Origin of the sequence: Escherichia sp. MOD1-EC6098, from assembly GCF_002965865.1 — a bacterium.
Taxonomy (GTDB): domain Bacteria; phylum Pseudomonadota; class Gammaproteobacteria; order Enterobacterales; family Enterobacteriaceae; genus Escherichia; species Escherichia marmotae.
This window is the reverse complement of the sequence record NZ_PTSN01000002.1, coordinates 105106-122226: the sequence shown is the minus strand read 5'-3', so window position 1 is coordinate 122226 and position 17121 is coordinate 105106. Positions and strand designations below refer to the sequence as shown.

Here is a 17121-nt window from a genome sequence, read left to right as displayed (position 1 = left end):
GGACTTTTATAAGGGTGAGGAGTATACACGAGGCTTTCTCCAGGGGCGAACAAAGTTTTACATCAACCCGCATTGGTCCTACACTGCGCGGTAATAAAGCGAGGTAAAACAAGTCATGCGTGTACTGGGTATTGAAACTTCTTGCGATGAAACCGGCATCGCCATTTACGACGATGAAAAAGGTTTGTTAGCCAACCAATTGTATAGTCAGGTGAAATTACACGCTGACTACGGCGGCGTAGTGCCTGAACTGGCCTCCCGCGATCACGTGCGTAAAACCGTACCGTTGATCCAGGCGGCGCTGAAAGAGTCCGGGCTGACAGCAAAAGATATTGATGCAGTGGCCTATACCGCAGGCCCTGGATTAGTCGGCGCGCTGTTGGTTGGCGCAACGGTTGGGCGTTCGCTGGCGTTTGCCTGGGGCGTTCCGGCGATCCCGGTACACCATATGGAAGGGCATCTGTTAGCGCCGATGCTGGAAGATAACCCACCGGAATTTCCGTTTGTCGCGCTGCTGGTTTCCGGCGGTCATACGCAGTTAATCAGCGTCACTGGTATTGGTCAGTACGAGTTGCTCGGTGAGTCCATTGATGACGCTGCCGGGGAAGCGTTTGATAAGACCGCGAAGCTGCTGGGGCTGGATTATCCAGGCGGGCCGTTACTGTCGAAAATGGCCGCCCTGGGTACTGCCGGGCGCTTTGTCTTCCCGCGTCCGATGACCGACCGTCCGGGGCTGGATTTCAGCTTCTCTGGCCTGAAAACCTTCGCGGCAAATACCATTCGTGACAACGGCACCGACGACCAGACGCGTGCTGATATCGCTCGCGCTTTTGAAGATGCGGTGGTCGATACGTTGATGATTAAGTGTAAGCGAGCGCTGGATCAGACGGGCTTTAAGCGACTGGTCATGGCAGGCGGCGTGAGTGCTAACCGCACGCTGCGGGCGAAACTGGCGGAAATGATGAAAAAGCGTCGTGGCGAGGTATTCTACGCGCGTCCGGAGTTTTGTACCGATAACGGCGCGATGATCGCCTATGCTGGAATGGTGCGGTTTAAAGCAGGCGCGACGGCGGATCTCGGCGTGAGTGTGCGTCCGCGCTGGCCACTGGCAGAGTTACCGGCTGCGTAAGGCTATGATTCAGCCTGTGAAAAGGATAAGCACGGGCTGAAAAATCACTCAGGATCTTTTTCGCGCTTTCTTTTGAATTTCGTCCATATTTTTGTCTCCTGGTGACGCCACAGACGCTGGATGTTGTCATGATGACGCAGCAGGATCAGGCAAGAGAGCATCGAAACCGGGAAGGTGAATTGTGGCTTAAACCACCAGACATAAAACGGAGCAATCAGCGCGCTGACAATCGCCCCCAGCGACGAATATCCACTCAATAGCACGGTAAGCAGCCAGGTTCCCGCCATCACGCCCGTTAAATCCCAGCCAATCGGGGCTATTGCACCAAAAGCGGTGGCAACGCCTTTCCCCCCTTTAAAACCGAAGAAAACCGGCCAGATATGTCCAAGACAGGCAGCTATGGCAATTAAGCCTAACCAGAAGGGGCTGACACCTAATACATACGCGCCCCAAACGGGCAACATTCCTTTCAGAACGTCGAAAATCAGTACTGCTACGGCTGCTCCCTTGCCACCGATACGTAATACATTGGTTGCGCCAGGATTACCGGAGCCGCTGGTTCGCGGATCGGGCAGACCACACAAGCGGCAAACCAGAATGGCACTGGAAATGGAGCCGCAGAGGTACGCGATGAGGATCATTCCAGGCGCGATTGCACTCATAAGCTGTTCCGTTTTGAAAATTCGTGTTTAACGATGAATCCGTGGATAATACGCACATTTCGCCGGAAGTGGTATCCGGGTTAGCCAAAAAGCGAGCAGGTCGTGATGGATATTGTATTTATAGAGCAACTTTCGGTAATCACCACTATTGGTGTTTACGACTGGGAACAGACCATCGAGCAGAAGCTGGTGTTCGATATCGAAATGGCGTGGGATAACCGTAAAGCGGCGAAAAGCGATGATGTGGCGGACTGCCTCAGCTACGCTGACATCGCAGAAACGGTGGTTAGCCACGTCGAGGGGGCGCGTTTTGCGTTAGTGGAACGCGTGGCGGAAGAGGTGGCGGAATTGCTACTGACTCGCTTTAACTCTCCGTGGGTGCGCATCAAACTCAGCAAGCCAGGTGCAGTGGCGCGCGCTGTTAATGTTGGCGTAATCATTGAGCGTGGCAATAATCTGAAAGAGAATAATTAATTTTATAGCTGTTAAACCAAATGGTTATAAGCGGGTCATACTGCAGTAGTTTGGACAAGCGGTATATTTTTATAATTTAGGGGTTTATTGATGAGCGATATGCACTCGCTGCTGATAGCGGCAATATTGGGTGTGGTCGAAGGATTGACAGAATTTCTGCCGGTATCCAGCACGGGCCACATGATTATTGTCGGTCATTTGTTGGGATTTGAGGGCGATACGGCGAAAACCTTTGAAGTCGTTATCCAGTTAGGATCGATTCTGGCTGTGGTTGTCATGTTCTGGCGGCGTTTGTTTGGCCTGATTGGCATTCATTTTGGCCGTCCATTGCAGCGCGAAGGAGAAAGCAAAGGCCGGTTAACGCTGATCCACATTTTACTGGGGATGATCCCGGCAGTTGTCCTGGGGCTGTTATTCCACGATACGATTAAGTCATTGTTTAACCCGATAAATGTCATGTACGCGCTGGTCGTTGGCGGTCTATTGTTGATTGCCGCGGAATGCCTGAAGCCGAAAGAGCCGCGCGCGCCGGGTCTGGATGATATGACATATCGTCAGGCGTTTATGATTGGCTGTTTCCAGTGTCTGGCGCTGTGGCCGGGTTTCTCCCGCTCCGGAGCGACTATTTCTGGTGGGATGCTGATGGGCGTGAGTCGTTACGCCGCTTCTGAGTTCTCGTTCCTGCTGGCGGTGCCGATGATGATGGGCGCAACGGCGCTCGATCTCTACAAAAGTTGGGGGTTCCTGACAACCGGTGATATCCCGATGTTTGCCGTTGGGTTTTTCACCGCCTTTGTGGTGGCGCTGATTGCGATTAAAACCTTCCTGCAATTAATTAAGCGGATTTCGTTTATTCCGTTCGCCATTTATCGCTTTATTGTGGCGGCTGCGGTGTACGTTGTGTTCTTTTGATGTGAAGAACAGTGTCGGATGCCTGGAATTGTCCACGATTGCGTAGGCCGGATAAGTCGTTCACGCCGCATCCGGCAATCAACGCCTGATGCGACGCTTGCGCGTCTTATCAGGCCTACAACCGTCGTTGACATGTAGCCGGATAAGGCGTTTATGCCGCATCCGGCAAAATGCCCAAAACTTATTCAGGCTTTGGGCAACGTTGTTCCTTCCAGGTAGCCACCGCCGCAATTCGGCGTCGTGTCAGCTCCTCGCGGATCTCCACGCCTTTAAATCCCGCGTCAACAACCGCCTTTGTTGGTACTGACTGCGCTACTTCCCACGCTTCACGTAACCAGCGTCCTTGTGGGTAATCTGCCGCTTCAAAACCGGTTCGACCGCGCACGTCTGCCTCGCTGGTCAGCGCCAGTTGCTCGACACGCTGCGGTTTACGCCAGGCATCGATGGAATCAAACAATTTGACGATGGTTTTCGGATTCAGCATTGGGAAGGTGTGGATGAGATCGTGAAACTCCGCGACCAGTTTGGCTAAATCGCGGATTTCATTAGGGACGCGCAGGCGCTGGCACAATTGTTCTACTAATTTCACGCCTGCCGGACCATGACCATGATGACGTGGCCACAGCTCCGGCGGCGTTAGCCCTTTACCGAGATCGTGGCATAACGTTGCGAAACGGACATCGACCTGCGGACTTAGCATCGCCGCCATTGAGAGTGTCATTAAGGTGTGAATACCAGTATCGATTTCCGGGTGCCATTTCGCCGGAGCGGGGACACCAAACAACGCGTCGATCTCCGGGAATAAAACGCGTAATGCGCCGCAATCGCGTAGTACCTGAAAGAACACCTGTGGATTGCGGGTTGTGAGGGCGCTTTCAGTTTCTTTCCACACGCGTTCGGGCGTCAGGTGTTCCAGTTCACCCGCGTGGGTCATCTCGCGCATCAACGTCATTGTTTCATCGGCAATACGAAAACCGAGATGAGCATAACGTGCGGCAAAACGCGCTACGCGTAGCACGCGTAGCGGATCCTCGCCAAAAGCGGGGGAAACATGGCGCAGAAGACGGCTTTGCAGATCGCCCAGACCGTTGTACGGATCGATAATATCGCCGTCATCATCCTGGGCCAGCGCATTGATAGTCAGATCGCGACGCTGAAGATCATCTTCCAGCGTGACATCAGGCGCGGCATAACAGGTAAAACCTGTGTATCCCGAACCGGATTTCCGCTCGGTACGCGCCAGCGCATACTCTTCATGCGTTTGCGGATGTAGAAAAACAGGAAAATCGCGGCCTACCTGCTGGTAGCCCGCGTCAAGCATCTGTTGTGGCGTGCTGCCGACAACCACCCAATCTCTGTCTTTGACCGGTAGCCCTAATAACGCATCCCGAACCGCACCACCGACCAGATAAATCTTCACGCCATTTTCCCTTCGTCAAATACACAATTCCTAATAATAAGATAGTGTGACGAAGAAGGCGATTTAGTTCATCCAGCGATCTTTACGTTTGCGCGTTGGGATCAGGTGCGGCAATACCAGACCGAGCAGCAAGCCAAGCCCCAGCACGCCGCCACCATACATAAACCACTGCATGATGATGGTGCGCTGTTTGTCATCCAGTTGCACGCTGGCGGCATCAACTTTTTTCTGAGCGACAATCAGTTCGTTTTTCAGCTTCTGATTTTCTTCTTTTAACCCGTTGATCACGCTGTCGCTCTGCGCCACTTTCTGCTGCATTTCTGCCGTGCGCTGATTCCAGGTGTTATCGATATTGGTGAGCTTATTAGTCAGGGTTTTGACCTGATTTTCCAGATCTGGCACACGGGAGCGTAGACTTGGCTCTGTGCTAAGTTGTTTCAACGGGATCCAGGCGGTACGACCAGAGCTGTCTTTCACTTGGGCGTAACTGGTGTTGGCGTCAGTTTGTAATAATGTCACTTCCTCACCGGCGTTAACCGTGCCCACGAGGCGATAATTATCTCCCGGGCCACTGCGGACCCAGGTATTCAGTTCGTCAGAAACATAGCGCTTTTCTTCCGCGTGAGAGACGGCAGTGGCGCTAAGCGCGAGTAAAGTTAGTGCGATCAGGCGTAATTTTGGCATCAGGCTGTCGTTATTGTCATGGAAAGTGGAACGATAGTAGTGGCATCAGTGTCGCTACGCAAAGCATTCGGCATCAATCGGAATCCTCTGTGTCAGCTCTTGCCACTGTTTCAAACTTTTACGCCCGTCAAAATGCTCGTTGCATGGCAATTTGGCGCAAAATACTATCTACTGACAAAAAAGATCGCATTTAGTTCGCCGTTCATCGTCACTTATGTGACATAACCGATAAGTAAAGGCCATGGCTCAGGAAATCGAATTAAAGTTTATTGTTAATCACAGTGCCGTTGAGGCGTTGCGTGACCATCTCAATACGCTGGGCGGTGAGCATCATGACCCCGTGCAGTTGCTCAACGTCTACTACGAAACGCCGGATAACTGGCTGCGTGGGCACGATATGGGCCTGCGTATTCGTGGCGAAAATGGTCGCTATGAGATGACCATGAAAGTTGCCGGGCGGGTAACGGGCGGGTTACACCAGCGACCGGAATATAACGTTGCGTTGAGTGAGGCGAACCTCGATCTGGCACAGTTTCCAGTAGAAGTCTGGCCAAACAATGAATTACCTGCCGATCTTGCTTCCCGCGTACAGCCGCTGTTCAGCACTGATTTTTATCGCGAAAAATGGTTGGTAGATGTTGATGGCAGCCAGATTGAGATTGCCCTAGATTTGGGGGAAGTGAAAGCCGGTGAATTTGCTGAACCCATCTGCGAACTGGAGCTGGAATTACTTAGCGGTGAAACGCGCGCGGTGCTGAAACTGGCGAGCCAACTGGTATCGCAAACCGGATTGCGTCAGGGCAGCCTGAGCAAAGCCGCACGTGGTTATCACCTGGCACAGGGCAATCCTGCGCGTGAAATTAAACCCACCTCTATTCTGCATATTGCGGCAAAAGCGGATGTCGAGCAGGGGCTGGAAGCGGCGCTGGAGCTGGCATTAGCGCAATGGCAGTATCATGAGGAGCTGTGGGTACGCGGCAACGATGCGGCGAAAGAGCAAGTGTTGGCAGCCATCGGCCTGGTTCGTCATACGCTGATGCTGTTCGGTGGCATTGTCCCACGTAAAGCGAGCACTCACTTACGTGATCTGCTGACCCAATGTGAAGCGACAATTGTTTCTGCGGTTTCTGCCGTAACGGCTGTCTACTCTACCGAAACGGCAATGGCGAAACTGGCGTTGACCGAATGGCTGGTAAGCAAAGCCTGGCAGCCGTTTTTAGATAGCAAAGCGCAGAGCAAAATGAGTGATTCCTTTAAACGCTTTGCTGATATCCATCTCTCCCGCCACGCCGCTGAGCTGAAAAGTGTTTTTTGCCAGCCGTTGGGCGATCGCTATCGTGATCAGTTGCCACGTCTTACGCGTGATATTGACTCCGTATTGCTGCTGGCAGGTTATTACGATCCTCTCGTCGCGCAAGCCTGGCTGGAGAACTGGCAGGGGCTGCGTCACGCTATTGAGACCGGGCAACGCATTGAAATTGAACATTTCCGTAATGAGGCAAACAATCAGGAACCGTTCTGGTTGCACAGCGGAAAACGTTAATCAGGCAAGGATAAAATCGCGTATGAAGCCGCTCTCTTCACCGTTACAGCAGTACTGGCAGACCGTTGTTGAGCGGCTGCCAGCGCCTTTAGCCGAGGAATCACTTAGCTCACAGGCGAAGTCAGTACTTACCTTCAGTGATTTTGTGCAGGACAGTGTGATTGCGCATCCAGAGTGGTTGGTGGAACTGGAAAGCGAACCACCGCAGGCCGACGAATGGCAGCATTACGCTGCATGGTTACAGAAGGCGCTCAGTGATGTAAACGATGAAGCCAGCTTAATGCGCGAACTGCGGCTGTTCCGTCGGCGCATTATGGTGCGTATTGCCTGGGCGCAAACACTGGCGCTGGTTGCGGAAGAGAACATTTTGCAGCAACTCAGCCATTTGGCGGAGACGCTGATTGTCGCGGCGCGTGACTGGCTGTATGACGCCTGCTGCCGCGAATGGGGAACGCCGTGTAATGCGCAGGGCGAAGCGCAACCGCTGCTGATTTTAGGCATGGGTAAGCTGGGTGGTGGAGAACTGAATTTCTCCTCGGATATCGATCTGATTTTTGCCTGGCCGGAACATGGTTGCACGCAGGGAGGACGTCGCGAACTGGATAATGCTCAGTTCTTTACCCGCATGGGCCAGCGGCTGATTAAAGTGCTGGATCAACCGACGCAAGATGGCTTTGTCTATCGCGTGGATATGCGGCTGCGCCCGTTTGGTGAAAGTGGCCCGCTGGTGCTGAGTTTCGCGGCGCTGGAAGATTATTACCAGGAACAGGGGCGTGACTGGGAGCGTTACGCGATGGTCAAGGCGCGGATTATGGGCGATAGCGATGGCGTTTATGCTAACGAATTGCGTTCGATGCTGCGTCCGTTTGTTTTCCGCCGTTACATCGATTTCAGCGTGATCCAGTCGCTACGCAACATGAAAGGGATGATTGCCCGTGAAGTCCGCCGTCGTGGCCTTACTGACAACATCAAACTTGGTGCCGGTGGCATTCGTGAAATTGAATTTATCGTCCAGGTGTTTCAGCTCATTCGCGGTGGACGCGAACCGTCGCTGCAATCACGCTCTTTACTGCCAACACTCAGCGCCATTGCCGCGCTGCATCTGCTTTCTGAAAACGATGCCGAACAATTGCGAGTGGCATATCTGTTTCTGCGTCGTCTGGAAAACTTGCTGCAAAGCATTAATGATGAACAAACCCAGACGCTTCCAGCCGATGAGCTTAACCGTGCGCGGCTGGCGTGGGCGATGGATTTCGCTGACTGGTTGCAACTGACCGGAGCGCTGATCGGACATATGACCAATGTGCGCCGGGTATTTAACGAACTGATTGGCGATGACGAAAGCGAAACTCAGGAAGAGTCGCTATCGGAGCAGTGGCGTGAGTTGTGGCAGGATGCGTTGCAGGAAGATGACACCACGCCGGTGCTGGCGCATCTTAGCGAGGATGATCGCAAACAAGTGCTGGCGCTGATTGCCGATTTCCGTAAAGAGTTAGACAAACGTACCATCGGGCCGCGCGGACGTCAGGTACTCGACCATCTGATGCCGCATCTGCTGAGTGACGTTTGTGGGCGTGAAGATGCCGCCGTCACGCTGTCGCGTATTACCGCCTTGTTGGTGGGGATTGTCACTCGTACCACTTATCTTGAGTTGCTCAGTGAATTTCCGGCGGCGCTTAAACATTTGATTTCGCTGTGCGCTGCATCTCCGATGATTGCCAGCCAACTGGCGCGTTATCCATTATTGCTGGATGAACTGCTCGATCCGAACACGCTCTACCAGCCGACGGCGACTGATGCATATCGTGATGAACTGCGCCAGTATTTGCTGCGCGTGCCAGAAGATGATGAAGAACAGCAGCTTGAGGCGTTGCGTCAATTTAAACAGGCACAGTTGTTACGTATTGCTGCCGCGGATATTGCCGGAACGCTGCCAGTGATGAAAGTGAGCGATCACTTAACCTGGCTGGCGGAGGCGATGATCGATGCTGTGGTACAGCAAGCATGGGGACAAATGGTTGCCCGCTATGGTAAACCGAATCACCTGAGTGAACGCGAAGGCCGCGGTTTTGCGGTGGTCGGCTACGGTAAGCTGGGGGGCTGGGAGTTAGGCTACAGTTCTGATCTTGATCTGATCTTCCTGCACGATTGCCCGATGGATGTAATGACCGACGGCGATCGGGAAATCGACGGACGGCAGTTTTATCTGCGTCTGGCGCAACGCATTATGCACCTGTTCAGCACACGTACTTCTTCCGGCATTTTGTATGAAGTGGATGCGCGGCTGCGCCCGTCCGGAGCGGCGGGAATGCTGGTTACCTCCACAGAAGCGTTTGCCGATTATCAGAAAAACGAGGCCTGGACGTGGGAGCATCAGGCGTTGGTGCGTGCGCGTGTGGTGTATGGCGATCCACAACTGACAGCGCAATTCGACGCGGTGCGTCGGGAAATTATGACACTGCCGCGTGAAGGTAAAAACCTACAAACGGAAGTGCGGGAAATGCGCGAGAAAATGCGCGCTCATCTCGGCAATAAACATCGCGATCGCTTTGATATCAAAGCCGATGAGGGCGGAATTACCGATATCGAATTTATTACCCAATATCTGGTGTTGCGCTACGCTCATGAAAAACCAAAGTTAACGCGCTGGTCAGACAACGTGCGCATTCTGGAACTGCTGGCGCAAAACGACATTATGGAAGAGCGGGAAGCGATGGCGCTAACCCGTGCTTACACTACGCTTCGCGATGAACTTCACCACCTGGCGTTACAGGAGTTGCCGGGCCATGTGCCGGATGAGTGCTTCACCGCAGAGCGTGAACTGGTGCGGGCAAGCTGGCAGAAGTGGCTGGTGGAGGAATGAAGTGTGATATTATCGCGCGCAAATTTTGAATCTCTCAGGAGACAGGAATGAAAGTAACGCTGCCAGAGTTTGAACGTGCTGGAGTGATGGTGGTTGGTGATGTGATGCTGGATCGTTACTGGTACGGCCCCACCAGTCGTATTTCGCCGGAAGCGCCGGTGCCTGTGGTTAAGGTCAATACCATTGAAGAACGTCCGGGCGGCGCAGCCAACGTGGCGATGAACATCGCTTCTCTCGGTGCTAACGCGCGTCTGGTTGGGCTGACAGGTATTGATGATGCGGCGCGCGCGCTCAGTAAATCACTGGCGGACGTGAACGTAAAATGCGACTTCGTTTCTGTGCCGACGCATCCAACCATTACCAAACTGCGGGTGCTTTCCCGTAACCAACAGCTTATTCGCCTGGACTTTGAAGAAGGTTTCGAAGGCGTCGATCCGCAGCCACTGCACGAGCGGATTAATCAGGCGCTGGGTTCGATTGGCGCGCTGGTGCTTTCTGACTACGCCAAAGGCGCGCTGGCAAGCGTACAGCATATGATCCAACTAGCGCGTAAAGCGGGCGTTCCGGTGCTGATTGATCCAAAAGGTACTGATTTTGAACGTTACCGTGGCGCTACGCTGCTGACGCCGAATCTCTCTGAGTTTGAAGCTGTTGTTGGTAAATGTAAGACCGAAGAAGAGATTGTTGAACGCGGCATGAAACTGATTGCCGATTATGAACTCTCTGCGCTACTGGTAACCCGTTCCGAACAAGGGATGACACTGCTGCAACCGGGGAAAGCGCCGCTGCATATGCCAACTCAGGCGCAGGAAGTTTATGACGTAACTGGCGCAGGCGATACGGTGATTGGCGTGCTGGCGGCAACGCTGGCTGCGGGTAATTCACTGGAAGAAGCTTGCTTCTTTGCGAATGCGGCAGCAGGCGTTGTTGTCGGTAAATTGGGGACGTCCACGGTTTCACCGATCGAGCTGGAAAACGCAGTACGTGGACGTGCGGACACCGGCTTTGGCGTGATGACTGAAGAAGAACTGAAGCTGGCTGTAGCCGCGGCGCGTAAACGCGGTGAAAAAGTGGTGATGACCAACGGCGTCTTCGATATTTTGCATGCCGGGCACGTCTCCTATCTGGCAAATGCCCGTAAACTGGGCGACCGCTTGATTGTCGCCGTGAACAGCGATGCCTCCACTAAACGGCTGAAAGGGGATTCTCGTCCGGTTAATCCGCTCGAACAGCGCATGATTGTACTGGGCGCACTGGAAGCGGTCGACTGGGTGGTATCATTTGAAGAAGATACGCCGCAGCGCCTGATCGCCGGGATCCTGCCGGATCTGCTGGTGAAAGGCGGCGACTATAAACCGGAAGAGATCGCCGGGAGTAAAGAAGTCTGGGCCAACGGCGGTGAAGTGCTGGTGCTCAACTTCGAAGATGGTTGCTCGACAACCAACATCATCAAGAAGATCCAACAGGATAAAAAAGGCTAACTGGAAAGCGGTTCGCAGATCTCGCTTCGTGCCAGGTAGAGCTATTGGCGCTGTTGTTTTTTCAACCTAAGGTAAAGGAACAAGGGTAAGGGAGGATTTCTCTCCCTCTGATGAGTTGTTAGTAAGTCGGGAAACTTAACAGTAACAACACAACCAGTATGATGACGAACTTCATCATAACCCTTTCCTTCTATAAGGCCCCTTCCTTGGGAGGGGCTTTTCCGTTTCAACCCCTTACTGACTCTCCGAGTGTTGATGAGTGACAGACCCTGCACAATGCTTTCTCTGATGCAGTTTGGTCTTCCCCGAGCGGTCACGCAAAACGCTGCAACAGCCTGATCATTTGCACTTTTTGCTGGAACGTAGATATAAAAAATCCCCGGCTTTTTGAGCCAGGGATGTGAATATAAGAAGATTTATTCTACTTTATCTGCGACGGGAATCGATGAAGCCAATGGTGAAGTCAGTGCCGCCAGCGAACCGCCTGAAACACCGATTTCATTAAGTAGAGAGTCAATAAGCGGTGCCTGTGTACGGTAAGAAAGAGCGGCTGATAATGCCTGCTCCGCCAGGTTTCCTCCGCCAACGCTGCCTGATGTCGCATCACCCGCAGCGCCGCCACGATTTAAGCCATCGACCTGAATAATCTTGATACCGTCAATAGACTTCATCGGCTCAACGGATTTCTCGATTACAGCAGGCAGAGACTGCAATAGTGCCAGCTTGAATTTAAGGCTGGTTTGTTCGTCAGAAAGTACGTTGATGGCGTCGTTCAACGCTCGTTGCGCTTCTGCTTCTGCCAGGCCTTTTTTACGCGTAGCTTCGGCTAACTCAACAATGGCTGCCGCCTGCATTTCTGCAGCTTCTTTCTCTGCTTTCGCCCGCACGGTCAGTTCAACTGCTTTGGTTTCCGCATCCTGTGCTGCTGCAATCAGCGCTACCTGCTTGGCACGGTCAGCTTCGGCGGTCTGACGTGTCGTTTCTACGTTTTGCTGGGCGCTTACTGCTTCTGCTAAAGCCAGGTTGGCACGGGCTTCTGCCTGCGATTGTTGTTCCGATTTGGCCGCAATGGCGATCGATTTCGTTTGGTTGGCGATTTCGGTGACTTGTTGCTGTTCGATTTCTTTAATGCGAACTTCACGTTCAGCCTCAACTTTTCTGGAGCGGACGGCCTGCTCGCGGTCGATTTCGGTTTCCTGAATTTGACGTTCAGCAAGAATACGCGTTTGCTCTGCTTCACGCCGACGTTCAGCTTCAAAAGCAGCAATTTTTGCGTTCTGCTCGGCAGTGCGGGTTTTCACCTGCTGCTCCTGCTCAAGGGTCATAAACGCTTCTTGCTGTTCAATTTCCAGCTTCCGCGACAGCGCATCACGGTTTTTTTCACGAACCGCAACTTCTACATCTTGTTCAACCTCGTTACGTTCGCGGCGGCGACGTTCTGTTTCCTGGGTCAGCTTGGTCAAACCCTCAGCGTCAAAGGCATTATTCGGGTTGAAATGTTCTTTGGAGGTCTGGTTAAAGTTGGTGAGTGACACGCTTTCCAGTTCCAGGCCGTTTTTCGATAAGTCTTCTGCAACGGTATTTTGCACTCCCTGAACGAAGTTTTCGCGCGTATCTTGCAACTCATGCATCGTCATTTGTGCCGCTGTCGCACGTAGGGCATCGACGAATTTATCTTCGACCAGCATACGTAAATCTTCAGGCGACAGAGTGCGTTGCCCCAGCGTCTGAGCTGCGGTGGCAATTCCTTCAACTGAAGGTTTTACGCGCACAAAGAAAGCGACAACCACATCGACGCGCATACGGTCTTTCGTGATCAGACTATCAATTGTCGAGCGACTGACTTCCAGTTTCAATGTATTCATATTGATGGGGATTATTTCATGGAAGATAGGCATAACAATTGCGCCGCCGCTCATGACTACTTTTTGCCCGCCTAATCCGGTACGGACAAATGCCTGCTCGGCGGATGCCCGACGATAAAGCCGCGCGAAAATAATACCGATAATAAATAGAATGCATACGGCAACAATCGCGGTAAACATCCATGACGGAACTAAGTTGACAATATCATCCATTATTAAATTTCCTTTTAATTAAATAATTACAATATGTTTGGCCAGGGATTTTTTTCAGCCAAATACCGCGTTGTAGAAAGTCGACAAATAATTAATACTTTATCGCCTTTATTGAAGAATATCCCTTTTTCGGGTTCCAGTAATAAATAGTGTATTTGACCAAATTGATCAGTGAGTTTTCCTTCACAGGGTTTTCCGGAAGAGGCCTGATGACCAGTAATTAATGCCATGCAGCCAATATATTCTTCTTCTGTAATGGCAGTACTATGGTCGCGAGGGATCCAGGGCGCAATCACCTTGCCGGTATAATGCACCATGATAATTGTGAGCAGTAAACTAACTGGAACTACGAACAGGTTTGGGAGTGGTGTTTGCCAGAGCATGACACAGACATGCTGAAGAAGAATGCCAATGAGGCCAAAAAAGCCTGCCAACAGACAGAGGACGACGAGGGCTGGCAGTTTTCCAATATTGAGATAATGAAGTGCCTGGCTAATATTACCTGTGGTTATGGAATCGTAATGATCAAGATGTGCATCAAGAGCGCCGGAGAGCATATGGCCACAGATAATGGCAATAATTTCCAACAAACCGATCAATAGTACAAAGGAAATAGCAAAAAGATAAGGTGCGTTATAGTCGGTAAATAAAATCATCTGTCACTCCATCGTCCATTCAGTGACGCATTGTTTACAATGGTATTGTTTCCTTTCTTACATTTGCCTTTGCTAATAATAACATGTGTTAGTGATGTTTTAAAAGGGGAAGTCCATTAATGTTATTTTTTATTTTTCGATAAAAAGTGTGATCCGAAACAATATATTTACGCACGTTATGTTTAAAGGCACTACACTGATTAAGGAATACTGAAATCAGAAAAAGCATATAGCCTTAAAAGGTATGCGATAACCGGAGGATGTGCTTATGGATCATAGTCTTAATTCTTTAAATAATTTCGATTTCCTGGCGCGTAGTTTTGCCAGAATGCATACTGAAGGCCGCCCGGTCGATATTCTGGCCGTCACCGGTAATATGGATGAAGAACATCGAACCTGGTTTTGCGCCCGCTATGCATGGTATTGCCAGCAGATGACACAGCCAAGAGAACTGGAATTAGAACATTGATATTACGGGCCATTTGGCCCGTTTTTGTTTATTTTATTCAGGCTTATCAACTGGTGGGATAGCTGGTGGAGATTGAGTTTCTGCTGTCGGGGTGCAGCGTGTTTCCAGTTCACTGATGCGCTGTTCCAGCAATGCCAGTTTCTCACGAGTCCGTAACAAGACCTGCGTCTGAACGTCGAATTCTTCACGGCTTACCAGATCGAGACGCGTCAACTGCGCTTGTAGGGTTTGGCGGATTTTCTTTTCCACATCTTCCCCGAACTCCCTGATTCCTTTAGGCATCGATTCGTGAACCTGGCGAGCGATTTGCTCAATTTTTTTCGGGTCAATCATTGTAGTTTCCCTGAACTGATAGGTATTGAGTAACATTGTAGTGCGATAAGAGACAGGCATAAACCAGAATTATGTGAACCTGCAGCGTTGCTGCCGCTAGCCATTAGCGTTATAGTGATCTCGCTTATTCTCAGGGCGGGGCGAAATTCCCCACCGGCGGTAAATCAACATAGTTGAAAGCCCGCGAGCGCTTTGGGTGCAAACTCAAAGGACAGCAGATCCGGTGTAATTCCGGGGCCGACGGTTAAAGTCCGGATGGGAGAGAGTAACGATTCTGTCGGGCATGGACCCGCTCACGTTATTTTGGCTGTATGCCGCCACTCCTAAGACTGCCCTGATTCTGGTAACCATAATTTTAGTGAGGTTTTTTTACCATGAATCAGACGCTACTTTCCTCTTTTGGTACGCCTTTCGAACGTGTTGAAAATGCACTGGCTGCGCTGCGTGAAGGACGCGGTGTAATGGTGCTTGATGACGAAGACCGTGAAAACGAAGGCGATATGATCTTCCCGGCAGAAACCATGACCGTTGAGCAGATGGCGCTGACCATCCGCCACGGTAGCGGTATTGTGTGCCTGTGCATTACCGAGGATCGCCGTAAACAACTTGATCTGCCAATGATGGTAGAAAATAACACCAGTGCCTATGGCACCGGTTTTACCGTAACCATTGAAGCTGCTGAAGGTGTGACTACCGGTGTTTCTGCTGCTGATCGTATTACGACTGTTCGTGCCGCCATTGCCGATGATGCGAAACCCTCTGACCTCAATCGTCCGGGTCACGTATTTCCATTGCGTGCACAGGCGGGGGGGGTACTGACTCGCGGTGGTCATACTGAAGCGACTATCGATCTGGTGACGCTGGCAGGCTTTAAACCAGCAGGTGTGCTGTGTGAATTGACTAATGATGATGGCACTATGGCGCGTGCGCCAGAATGCATTGAATTTGCCAATAAACACAATATGGCGCTGGTCACCATTGAAGATTTGGTGGCGTATCGGCAGGCGCATGAGCGTAAAGCTAGCTGAAAACGGCTGCTTAAACTGGCGCGATAATCAAAGAAACCGAAGCGGTAGCAGGCTTCGGTTTTATTTTGTCTTCACCTGCGGAATGTAAATATCCCCTCTTTTTCTATGAAAAAATTTCACTGATATCAGCCAACCTTTTTCATTATGATCAAAATCATATATTTGTTCCGTTATTATGCGACCATATGAATATATCCGAAAAGGGTATGTGAAATTTATGCGCCAAATGTTTAGTATTGTTAAATATTAAGGGTAAAAAGGATGTTTATCGCCTGGTACTGGATTGTATTGATTGCGCTGGTTGTAGTGGGTTATTTCCTGCATTTGAAACGTTATTGTCGGGCTTTTCGCCAGGATAGAGACGCACTGCTGGAAGCGCGAAACAAATACTTAAACAGTACGAGAGAAGAGACGGCCGAAAAGCTAGAATAGGGCTTTATGGGAGCCAGCAGATGTTGTCCATGTACAGGACAACATCTGAAATTGTTTTTAGCCAATTCCTGCCGTTTGTAGCAGCACTAAACTGAATCCCATCACTGACATTCCGCATAGCACGCCATAGCTCGGGTTATTATTGGGGTCTATCTCTTTCGCTAACGGCATTAATTCGTCAACAGAGAGCGCCACCATAATCCCAGCCACCGCCGCCATAATTGCCGCCATAACGACGGGTGAAATCATGCTGCCGAGGATCAACCACGCCAGAATGCCGCCGAGTATTTCCGCCAGCCCAGAAATTCCCGCCCACAGAATCGCTGTTCGTTTTGACCCCGTAGCTGCATAAACAGGACCCGCCACTGCCAGACCTTCAGGAATATTGTGTAATGCAACGGCCAGCGCGATGCCAAAGCCCAGTTCCAGATTGCTGCTTGCCGTTACAAAGGTAGCGATACCTTCCGGGAAGTTATGCAGACTGATGCCAAGAGTGAGCAGAATGGCAGTACGCTTGATCGATTTTGGTAACGGTTGCACCGATTTTTGCATTAAATCCTGCGGATGCGCATGCGGTAACATACGGTCCAGACCAAAATAGCCCAGCAGACCAAAGATAAACATCCCATAGCCCAGAACAGGGGACATCCCTTCAGCGGCTAATGCGGCAGGTAGCATCTCCATCAATGAGATAAGCAACATGATCCCCGCTGCAAATCCTAGCGAAAACGCCAGTAGCCGGTTCGAGGGTTTTTGCCCGAGAACGCCGAGAAACGCGCCAATAAACGTGGCTGCCCCCGCCAGTATGGTCAGAATGAGAGGTACTGACATCGACTACTCCTTATAAATCTTCACCTTCAGGCGGATCTTCAAAATAACTGATGATGATCATCATTGTTATCCGGGTTCTTACTCCGCCGAACAAGCGTATTGTGAGGATATCAAAATGACACCTTT

17 protein-coding genes and 1 riboswitch are annotated in these 17121 nt (G+C 51.2%); of the genes, 9 read left to right on the top strand and 8 right to left on the bottom strand.

Annotation, left to right across the window (positions count from 1 at the left end; genetic code table 11):
• Positions 1-115: 115 nt before the first annotated feature.
• Positions 116-1129 (top strand): tRNA (adenosine(37)-N6)-threonylcarbamoyltransferase complex transferase subunit TsaD, encoded by a 1014-nt coding sequence (tsaD, locus tag C0K55_RS03295; protein WP_105266726.1) that lies wholly within the window; start codon positions 116-118, stop codon positions 1127-1129.
• A 44-nt stretch (positions 1130-1173) separates the two neighbouring features.
• Here tsaD and plsY read toward each other — a convergent pair whose 3' ends face one another.
• On the bottom strand, positions 1174-1791 hold the full coding sequence (gene plsY, locus C0K55_RS03290; protein WP_001272800.1) for a glycerol-3-phosphate 1-O-acyltransferase PlsY: 618 nt from the start codon (positions 1789-1791) through the stop codon (positions 1174-1176).
• A 105-nt stretch (positions 1792-1896) separates the two neighbouring features.
• Between plsY and folB the strand changes: the two genes are divergently transcribed.
• On the top strand, positions 1897-2265 hold the full coding sequence (gene folB, locus C0K55_RS03285; RefSeq protein WP_010378860.1) for a bifunctional dihydroneopterin aldolase/7,8-dihydroneopterin epimerase: 369 nt from the start codon (positions 1897-1899) through the stop codon (positions 2263-2265).
• Positions 2266-2355: 90 nt separating this feature from the next.
• Positions 2356-3177: an undecaprenyl-diphosphate phosphatase gene (gene bacA, locus C0K55_RS03280; protein ID WP_016249227.1), complete on the top strand. Its 822-nt coding sequence runs from the start codon at positions 2356-2358 to the stop codon at positions 3175-3177.
• A gap of 181 nt (positions 3178-3358) precedes the next feature.
• Here bacA and cca read toward each other — a convergent pair whose 3' ends face one another.
• Positions 3359-4597: a fused tRNA nucleotidyltransferase/2',3'-cyclic phosphodiesterase/2' nucleotidase/phosphatase Cca gene (gene cca / locus C0K55_RS03275; protein WP_001517122.1), complete on the bottom strand. Its 1239-nt coding sequence runs from the start codon at positions 4595-4597 to the stop codon at positions 3359-3361.
• 63 nt (positions 4598-4660) lie between these two features.
• Positions 4661-5281 (bottom strand): TIGR04211 family SH3 domain-containing protein, encoded by a 621-nt coding sequence (locus C0K55_RS03270; protein ID WP_001125318.1) that lies wholly within the window; start codon positions 5279-5281, stop codon positions 4661-4663.
• A gap of 241 nt (positions 5282-5522) precedes the next feature.
• Here C0K55_RS03270 and ygiF point away from each other — a divergent pair, with 241 nt between their 5' ends.
• Genes ygiF through hldE form a run of 3 tightly spaced genes read left to right on the top strand, consistent with a single transcriptional unit; the run spans position 5523 to position 11168 of the window.
• Positions 5523-6824, top strand: coding sequence for an inorganic triphosphatase (gene ygiF, locus C0K55_RS03260; protein ID WP_105266727.1), 1302 nt, complete (start codon positions 5523-5525; stop codon positions 6822-6824).
• Positions 6825-6846: 22 nt separating this feature from the next.
• Complete coding sequence (gene glnE / locus C0K55_RS03255) at positions 6847-9687, top strand: bifunctional [glutamate--ammonia ligase]-adenylyl-L-tyrosine phosphorylase/[glutamate--ammonia-ligase] adenylyltransferase (RefSeq protein WP_010378851.1); 2841 nt, start codon at positions 6847-6849, stop codon at positions 9685-9687.
• Between the two features lie 47 nt (positions 9688-9734).
• Positions 9735-11168, top strand: a complete 1434-nt coding sequence (hldE, locus tag C0K55_RS03250; RefSeq protein WP_001517119.1) for a bifunctional D-glycero-beta-D-manno-heptose-7-phosphate kinase/D-glycero-beta-D-manno-heptose 1-phosphate adenylyltransferase HldE — start codon at positions 9735-9737, stop codon at positions 11166-11168.
• A gap of 118 nt (positions 11169-11286) precedes the next feature.
• Here hldE and ibsE read toward each other — a convergent pair whose 3' ends face one another.
• From ibsE to C0K55_RS03235, 3 genes are all read right to left on the bottom strand, one after another.
• Entirely contained in the window at positions 11287-11346 is a 60-nt protein-coding gene (ibsE, locus tag C0K55_RS03245) for a type I toxin-antitoxin system Ibs family toxin (RefSeq protein ID WP_001387082.1), read from the bottom strand.
• A gap of 238 nt (positions 11347-11584) precedes the next feature.
• Positions 11585-13246 carry a flotillin family protein gene (locus C0K55_RS03240; RefSeq protein WP_000341014.1) on the bottom strand — a complete coding sequence of 554 codons (1662 nt, stop codon included), beginning with the start codon at positions 13244-13246 and terminating at the stop codon, positions 11585-11587.
• A gap of 26 nt (positions 13247-13272) precedes the next feature.
• Entirely contained in the window at positions 13273-13902 is a 630-nt protein-coding gene (locus C0K55_RS03235) for an OB-fold-containig protein (protein ID WP_001517116.1), read from the bottom strand.
• A 268-nt stretch (positions 13903-14170) separates the two neighbouring features.
• Between C0K55_RS03235 and glgS the strand changes: the two genes are divergently transcribed.
• Entirely contained in the window at positions 14171-14371 is a 201-nt protein-coding gene (gene glgS, locus C0K55_RS03230; protein ID WP_001517115.1) for a cell surface composition regulator GlgS, read from the top strand.
• Positions 14372-14404: 33 nt separating this feature from the next.
• On the opposite strand, the gene ubiK is transcribed toward glgS, so the two are convergent.
• Complete coding sequence (gene ubiK, locus C0K55_RS03225) at positions 14405-14704, bottom strand: ubiquinone biosynthesis accessory factor UbiK (RefSeq protein ID WP_001517114.1); 300 nt, start codon at positions 14702-14704, stop codon at positions 14405-14407.
• A gap of 122 nt (positions 14705-14826) precedes the next feature.
• Positions 14827-14975, top strand: a riboswitch (FMN riboswitch).
• A 103-nt stretch (positions 14976-15078) separates the two neighbouring features.
• Between ubiK and ribB the strand changes: the two genes are divergently transcribed.
• Positions 15079-15732 carry a 3,4-dihydroxy-2-butanone-4-phosphate synthase gene (ribB, locus tag C0K55_RS03220; protein ID WP_001076995.1) on the top strand — a complete coding sequence of 218 codons (654 nt, stop codon included), beginning with the start codon at positions 15079-15081 and terminating at the stop codon, positions 15730-15732.
• Between the two features lie 261 nt (positions 15733-15993).
• On the top strand, positions 15994-16164 hold the full coding sequence (gene yqiD, locus C0K55_RS26870) for a protein YqiD (RefSeq protein WP_000469265.1): 171 nt from the start codon (positions 15994-15996) through the stop codon (positions 16162-16164).
• A gap of 57 nt (positions 16165-16221) precedes the next feature.
• Here yqiD and zupT read toward each other — a convergent pair whose 3' ends face one another.
• Positions 16222-16995 (bottom strand): zinc transporter ZupT, encoded by a 774-nt coding sequence (gene zupT / locus C0K55_RS03210; protein ID WP_000115865.1) that lies wholly within the window; start codon positions 16993-16995, stop codon positions 16222-16224.
• Positions 16996-17121: the final 126 nt, after the last annotated feature.

Excerpts from the sequence above, each read along its gene's own strand:
- C0K55_RS03270 (WP_001125318.1), bottom strand. The coding sequence starts at position 5,281 with ATGCCAAAATTACGCCTGATCGCACTAACTTTACTCGCGCTTAGCGCC.
- hldE (WP_001517119.1), top strand. The coding sequence starts at position 9,735 with ATGAAAGTAACGCTGCCAGAGTTTGAACGTGCTGGAGTGATGGTGGTT.
- C0K55_RS03240 (WP_000341014.1), bottom strand. The coding sequence starts at position 13,246 with ATGGATGATATTGTCAACTTAGTTCCGTCATGGATGTTTACCGCGATT.
- tsaD (WP_105266726.1), top strand. The coding sequence starts at position 116 with ATGCGTGTACTGGGTATTGAAACTTCTTGCGATGAAACCGGCATCGCC.
- zupT (WP_000115865.1), bottom strand. The coding sequence starts at position 16,995 with ATGTCAGTACCTCTCATTCTGACCATACTGGCGGGGGCAGCCACGTTT.
- glnE (WP_010378851.1), top strand. The coding sequence starts at position 6,847 with ATGAAGCCGCTCTCTTCACCGTTACAGCAGTACTGGCAGACCGTTGTT.
- ygiF (WP_105266727.1), top strand. The coding sequence starts at position 5,523 with ATGGCTCAGGAAATCGAATTAAAGTTTATTGTTAATCACAGTGCCGTT.
- ubiK (WP_001517114.1), bottom strand. The coding sequence starts at position 14,704 with ATGATTGACCCGAAAAAAATTGAGCAAATCGCTCGCCAGGTTCACGAA.
- C0K55_RS03235 (WP_001517116.1), bottom strand. The coding sequence starts at position 13,902 with ATGATTTTATTTACCGACTATAACGCACCTTATCTTTTTGCTATTTCC.
- ribB (WP_001076995.1), top strand. The coding sequence starts at position 15,079 with ATGAATCAGACGCTACTTTCCTCTTTTGGTACGCCTTTCGAACGTGTT.
- glgS (WP_001517115.1), top strand. The coding sequence starts at position 14,171 with ATGGATCATAGTCTTAATTCTTTAAATAATTTCGATTTCCTGGCGCGT.
- bacA (WP_016249227.1), top strand. The coding sequence starts at position 2,356 with ATGAGCGATATGCACTCGCTGCTGATAGCGGCAATATTGGGTGTGGTC.
- plsY (WP_001272800.1), bottom strand. The coding sequence starts at position 1,791 with ATGAGTGCAATCGCGCCTGGAATGATCCTCATCGCGTACCTCTGCGGC.
- yqiD (WP_000469265.1), top strand. The coding sequence starts at position 15,994 with ATGTTTATCGCCTGGTACTGGATTGTATTGATTGCGCTGGTTGTAGTG.
- folB (WP_010378860.1), top strand. The coding sequence starts at position 1,897 with ATGGATATTGTATTTATAGAGCAACTTTCGGTAATCACCACTATTGGT.